Here is a 5,921-nt window from a genome sequence, read left to right on the forward strand (position 1 = left end):
TATCCGTGAGCGCAGCGTTCCGTTATCGACCAGTACGAACGTCACTTCGTGACTACCGAACGCACTCCGTGCTTACAGACTACGGATTTCGGTTATTTCCGTTATCCGTGAGCGCAGCGTTCCGTAATCCGTAATCCGTAATCCGTAATCCAGCTTTATTCCTAGGTTCTAGAAGCGAAGCGCCCTGTTCTTTTCCTCGCAGCGAAGCGCTCTATTTTTATGAATATTCCGCTAAGAAATCATCCAAATTATCGTTGGCGACTTCAATTTCGTCACCGGCAAACTGAGCAATATGAAACAAGGCCTCACCTTCATTAGTTACAGGTATATTACTGATACCTATAATAATACCATCAGTCGGTGCAAAAAGAGCCACTGACTCACCGCCATGGGGATTGACCACATGAGCCAAAATATTGCCCTTATTGACTCGCTGACCAAGTTTTAACTTCACATTGATAAGGCCATCAGACTCACTGCGCACCCAATAACTGCGACTGGCGTTAACACTTGTCTTAGCCCGTACTTTACCTTTAATCATGCCAAGGCTGCGCATCACGTTCATCACCCCGGTTAAACCTGACTTAATGGAGAGATCGCTAAATCGCAGCGCTTCACCCGCCTCATACAAGATACAAGGTACATTAAGCTCATTGGCATAACCACGCATGGAACCCTCACGGGCTTTAGATGACATAATCACAGGCGCACCGAAGGCATTAGCCATACTTAGCATGGTTTCATCATCAGTATCACAGCGAATTTGTGGCAAGTTTTCTCTGTGGATAGCTCCCGTATGTAAATCGACAATATGGGTTGCACGTTTTACTAATTGGCTTGAAAACAAGTTTGCTAAGCGACTGGCTAGTGCCCCTTTTGGGCTCCCCGGAAAACAGCGATTAAGATCGCGTCTATCAGGTAAATAACGCGATTGCTGAATAAAACCAAACACGTTCACAATAGGCACCACCAGCAAAGTACCGGTTAATGTTTTAGCATTAATCCGACTTAATAAGCGCCGGCATATTTCTATGCCGTTAAGCTCATCACCGTGGATCGCGGCACAAACTAATAACACAGGGCCAGGCTTGCTGCCGTGAAACACTTCGACATGCAATTCCATCGGTGTGTCGTTATACAACTTCGCCGCCGGTAATTTCACGCTTTCTTGGGTTCCGGCTTTTACACTGCTATCACCAAACTCGAATGCTTCACGTTTTTTAACCATTAACCGACTCCCTTGGTCTTAGTGCTGGTTGCTTTAACATTTTTTTCAATAAACTGAATAATTTTGTCAGCCACATCAATGCCAGTGGCTTTCTCTATGCCCTCAAGGCCAGGCGATGAGTTTACTTCCATCACCAATGGACCGTGTTTCGAGCGCAGAATATCAACACCGGCAACGTTAAGGCCCATGGTCTTGGCTGCACGAAGTGCCGTTGAGCGCTCTTCTGGGGTTAATTTAACGATAGTGGCACTGCCACCGCGGTGTAGGTTTGAGCGGAACTCGCCAGGCAAAGCTTGACGCTTCATGGCGGCAATCACTTTATCGCCAATAACGAAACAGCGAATGTCCGCGCCGCCCGCTTCCTTAATATATTCTTGCACCATGATGTTGGCTTTAAGGCCCATAAAGGCTTCAATCACAGATTCAGCCGCTTTGCGGGTCTCTGCTAATACCACACCAATACCTTGGGTGCCTTCAAGTAGCTTGATAACACAAGGCGCGCCGCCAACCATGTCTAATAAATCAGGCACATCTGATGGTTTGTTGGCAAAGCCAGTAACGGGTAAGCCAATGCTTTTACGAGATAACAATTGCAGTGAACGTAATTTGTCACGTGAGCGAGTAATGGCCACGGATTCGTTAAGTGGGTGCACCCCCATCATTTCAAACTGACGCAATACCGCAGTACCATAAAAGGTTACTGAAGCACCAATACGTGGGATAACTGCATCAAACTTAGGCAACTCAGTGCCTTTCATGTGAATGCTAGGAGAGGTCATATTGATGTTCATGTAGCAGCTGATATGGTCAACAACTTTTACGTCATGACCGCGAGCAATGGCAGCTTCCTTGAGCCTACGTGTCGAATACAAATTCTTGTTCCGTGACATAATAGCAATATGCATTTTATTCTCCAGTTAGATAGGATTTAGCAGAATTAACCAAGAAACGCCCTTCCAATGCGCGCCTTCCAAGTAACATGCGAAATTTCATGTTATCTCGATTCGTTAAAGTTAACTCTATATCAAATTTCTTGTCACCCATGACTATGGGCGTTTTTATAACGTAACGTTTGGTTCTGTGGCCGCCAGAGTCACTGACATCACGACGATCAAAAATAGGAAATTCACATACCACTTCCCTATCTGACTCTTGTTCCGGATGAAACCATACTCGGATCCATTTTTCATTGTTCTTTTGAAAGGGCTTAATCTTAAAGGCATGCAAGCACGAAGTGCGCGCCCCAGTATCTACCTTCATTTTGACTTTTTCATTACCAATTTCAGGAAATGTGCCCCACTCACGCCAACCCACTAAACCTAGGGTATCTTCAGTCATGGTCTATCCTTTTTAACATTTTGCTACTCACCAAAGCAGGGGAACTCGACTAAGCATGTTATGCAATGAGCCTATGAGCTATTTCATGGGTATCCTGTGCGCTCAAAACCTTGGTTTTCACTACAGATGAGTCAGTAAACGGTTAGTATGGCATAGAAAACACCATAGCAACGAAAAGATAACGCCAAGCTAATCATAAGAAAACAAGGCGTTGAGCCTTCAAAGTAGCACAAAGTGGATTTTACTACAAATTAGAGGTCAAGTTAACAAGAATGAAACAGCATTAATTCAGATGTTTACCATCAAAAACGCCACAAAAACCAAAGCGGCATTTATCTTAACTTATCAGTAGTTGTATCACTAAAATTAAACGACTAAAAATTCAAAAGTTCAAAAAATGACCAGCAAAAACCAGCCTAGAGTTTATGATTTTATTCTGCCTAGGTCTTTGATTTTTTACCATGAATTGCTATTTTAATGGCTTCATTTTCCTAATCCATTCCTTAAGGGACGCTCGATGCATACCCCAAGTCATTTTACCCCTGCAAGTTTTGATTTTCTCATCAAGCTTGAATGCAACAACAATCGCGAATGGTTTAAGGCCAACCAAGCGGAATATGAACAGAAAATCCGCACGCCAGCACTGGATTTTATTGAGGCCATGAGCGGTTCAATACTCGGCCTATCTCCAAGGCTTACCGCGGTCGCAAAAAAAGTCGGTGGCAGTCTAATGCGCCCTCAAAGAGACAGCCGCTTTAGTCATGATAAAAGCCCTTACAAGCTCAATGTCGGCATTCAATTTCGTCATTTTCAAGCTAAAGATGTCCATGCACCAGGGCTCTATTTGCATTTAGCTAACGATGGCTGCTTTATTGCCGCAGGTATTTGGCACCCTGAAGCCAAAGCCCTCAATGCCATACGTCATTGCATCGATGAAAACCCCAATGGTTACCAAAAGGCTATCACTGCACTCACTGCCGCTGGTTTTGAGCTTTCTGGTAGTAGTCTAGTACGCCCACCTAGAGGCTTTGATAAAGAACATCCATTAATTGAAGAGCTTAAACGTAAAGATTTTATCGCCGTAAAGCCTATCAGTCTTGAGCAAGTGTGCCGTACCGACTTCGTTGAATTTTGCAGCCAACAATTCGCCCACACCAGCGCGCTGATGCATTATTTATGTTTTGCCTTGGAATTGGATTTTTAACAAAAAGACGAACATCACTTCGTGACGACCGAACGCACTACGTGCGACAGAACACGGATTTCCAGTCTTCCGCTTTTCCGTTATCCGTAAGCGCAGCGCTCTGTCTTCAGTAAGCGTAGCGTTCGACTCTCTAGCAGCGCAGCGTTCCGTCTTCCGTTAGCGCAACCGCTTTAGCAGACGTAGGCGCTTCCTGTATTTTCTTATGCTAAACTAGCGCCAATTTGCGTGTCCCTGCACTGCCATACTTCCACACCAGCGTTAAATACGCATTAAGGGAGCTAAGTGCCATTATTTCAGGCTTTTTTCATGACTCAAAACACTTCAACATCAGCCTCTGACGCTTCAATTAAACATGCCGCTTCAGTTAAGCAAGCACCTAAAGCGGTGCTCAATACCGACGAACTAGAAGTCAATTCAAGTAGCGAAAAACGCGCCCTGAGTTATGCCAGCACCTTGTATGGCTTGTTTAACCAGATCCTCGATACTAAGCAGCCAGCAGATAGGGTATTAGCCAACTACTTTCGTGAACATAAAAAGCACGGCTCAAAAGACCGACGGGTGATCCGCGAAAGCCTTTTTGGCCTCTTTCGTTGGTGGGGTTGGGGACAACAACTGAGCCCTGATGTTAATGGCCATCTGTCAGCCGATAACTGGTTTATGCTATTGAGTTCCACAGCCCTATTAGAGCAGCACAGCTGGCAAGATATCCGCAATGCATGGCAAGGCTTTGCTAAGCTCAAAAGCAAACGAATAACCAGAAGTGAGCAAGCACTCACCACGGATCCCAGTGTCAACGGTAAGTTAATGGCTTTTAAGGAGCTAACGGACTTAACGGAATGTAAAATAGAGGATTTATTGCCAAAGTGGTTTTGGCAACATTGTCATATAAACCAGGAAGACACACAGCCACTGATTGAAGCCATGAGCAGCCGCCCACCACTTTGGGCTCGGGTGCAAAAACAATCAAGGGATCAGCTGGTTAGTGAGCTAGCTAAGCAGGGCATAGAAGCGACAGTGACCCCTCACTTTAGCGATGCTTTCAGCCTAGGGTTTCAAAGCATTAATCTCAATGAAGTGGCGCAATACAAGCAAGGGAAAATAGAAGTACAAGACTTAGGCTCACAGGTCATAGGTCAAATTTGCCAGCCCAAGGCTGATGAGCACTGGTGGGACACTTGCAGTGGCGCAGGGGGGAAAACCTTACAGTTAAGATCGTTAATGTATCAACAAGCCAATAGCAGTAACGGCGAAAGTGGCAGTATCACATCATCAGACATTCGAAGCCATGCACTAGAGGAATTAAAAAAGCGCGCCGCACGGGCAAAATTTGCTGGGATCAGCATAGCGAAATGGCAAAGCGACGCCCTGCCAGTAAAGGAAAATGTATTTGATGGGGTTTTAGTGGACGCGCCTTGCAGCTGCACTGGCACTTGGCGCAGAAATCCCGATATGCGCTGGATAGATACTGCCAGTGCCATTGAAGACAAGCCCGTATTACAACTGGATATTCTAACTCGCAGCAGCAAAGCAGTAACAGCGGGCGGACAGCTAGTCTACGCCACTTGCTCCTTAGCGTTTGCTGAGAACCAAGCCGTGGTCAATGACTTCTTGGCCAAGCATCCAGAGTTTGAATTGGTCGAAATTGCCCATCCATTTAGGGGTGAAACAAGCCAGATGCTCACAGTCTGGCCCCAAGAGGCCAACAGTGATGGCATGTTTGTCGCTAAGATGGTTAAGGCGCAAAGCGCCTAGAAGACTGAACGCCCTACGGGCTACAGAATACGGAATTCCATCTTTCGCTTTTTCCGTAATCCGTGAGCGCAGCATTCAGTTATCAGCAAAGACGAACGCCGCTACGCGACTACGGAACGCCCTGCGGGCTACAGAATACGGATTTCGGTAAACGCAGTGTTCCGTCTTCCGTAAGCGCAGCGTTCCGTCGTCCGTTATCCTGCTTTTCCCGTAAGCGCAGCGTTCCGTTATAGGTTCTAGGTTCTAGCGTAAGCGGTTAATAAACCCCACATACCTGTTCTGGTCTAATTCCATCGGACACTTAATTTTGAGACAGTATGGTCAATAAATTAAGAGGTCTATATGAGTCTAAAAAAATCACATAAGAGTTATCCTCAAGCATATAAAGATGAAGCCGTC

5 protein-coding genes are annotated in these 5,921 nt (G+C 45.7%); 2 read left to right on the top strand and 3 right to left on the bottom strand.

What is annotated here, in order from left to right:
- Positions 1-217 precede the first annotated feature (217 nt).
- The 3 genes from H5073_RS02300 to H5073_RS02310 are packed head-to-tail and all read right to left on the bottom strand — an operon-like array spanning position 218 to position 2,566.
- Positions 218-1,228: a succinylglutamate desuccinylase/aspartoacylase family protein gene (locus H5073_RS02300; RefSeq protein ID WP_182676530.1), complete on the bottom strand. Its 1,011-nt coding sequence runs from the start codon at positions 1,226-1,228 to the stop codon at positions 218-220.
- Complete coding sequence (rimK, locus tag H5073_RS02305) at positions 1,228-2,133, bottom strand: 30S ribosomal protein S6--L-glutamate ligase (protein WP_182676532.1); 906 nt, start codon at positions 2,131-2,133, stop codon at positions 1,228-1,230. Before rimK ends, H5073_RS02300 begins: the two co-directional genes overlap by 1 nt.
- A 1-nt stretch (position 2,134) precedes the next feature.
- On the bottom strand, positions 2,135-2,566 hold the full coding sequence (locus tag H5073_RS02310) for a RimK/LysX family protein (protein WP_182676534.1): 432 nt from the start codon (positions 2,564-2,566) through the stop codon (positions 2,135-2,137).
- A gap of 517 nt (positions 2,567-3,083) precedes the next feature.
- Between H5073_RS02310 and H5073_RS02315 the strand changes: the two genes are divergently transcribed.
- On the top strand, positions 3,084-3,770 hold the full coding sequence (locus tag H5073_RS02315; RefSeq protein WP_182676536.1) for a DUF2461 domain-containing protein: 687 nt from the start codon (positions 3,084-3,086) through the stop codon (positions 3,768-3,770).
- A gap of 306 nt (positions 3,771-4,076) precedes the next feature.
- Positions 4,077-5,522 (top strand): RsmB/NOP family class I SAM-dependent RNA methyltransferase, encoded by a 1,446-nt coding sequence (locus H5073_RS02320; protein WP_182676538.1) that lies wholly within the window; start codon positions 4,077-4,079, stop codon positions 5,520-5,522.
- The last annotated feature ends 399 nt before the right edge of the window (positions 5,523-5,921 follow it).

Origin of the sequence: Shewanella sp. SR44-3, assembly GCF_014163735.1 — a bacterium.
GTDB lineage: Bacteria > Pseudomonadota > Gammaproteobacteria > Enterobacterales > Shewanellaceae > Shewanella.

What these genes read in the sequence shown, in the direction of transcription:
- H5073_RS02300 (WP_182676530.1), bottom strand. Translation starts at nt 1,228, where the DNA reads ATGGTTAAAAAACGTGAAGCATTCGAGTTTGGTGATAGCAGTGTAAAA.
- rimK (WP_182676532.1), bottom strand. Translation starts at nt 2,133, where the DNA reads ATGCATATTGCTATTATGTCACGGAACAAGAATTTGTATTCGACACGT.
- H5073_RS02310 (WP_182676534.1), bottom strand. Translation starts at nt 2,566, where the DNA reads ATGACTGAAGATACCCTAGGTTTAGTGGGTTGGCGTGAGTGGGGCACA.
- H5073_RS02315 (WP_182676536.1), top strand. Translation starts at nt 3,084, where the DNA reads ATGCATACCCCAAGTCATTTTACCCCTGCAAGTTTTGATTTTCTCATC.
- H5073_RS02320 (WP_182676538.1), top strand. Translation starts at nt 4,077, where the DNA reads ATGACTCAAAACACTTCAACATCAGCCTCTGACGCTTCAATTAAACAT.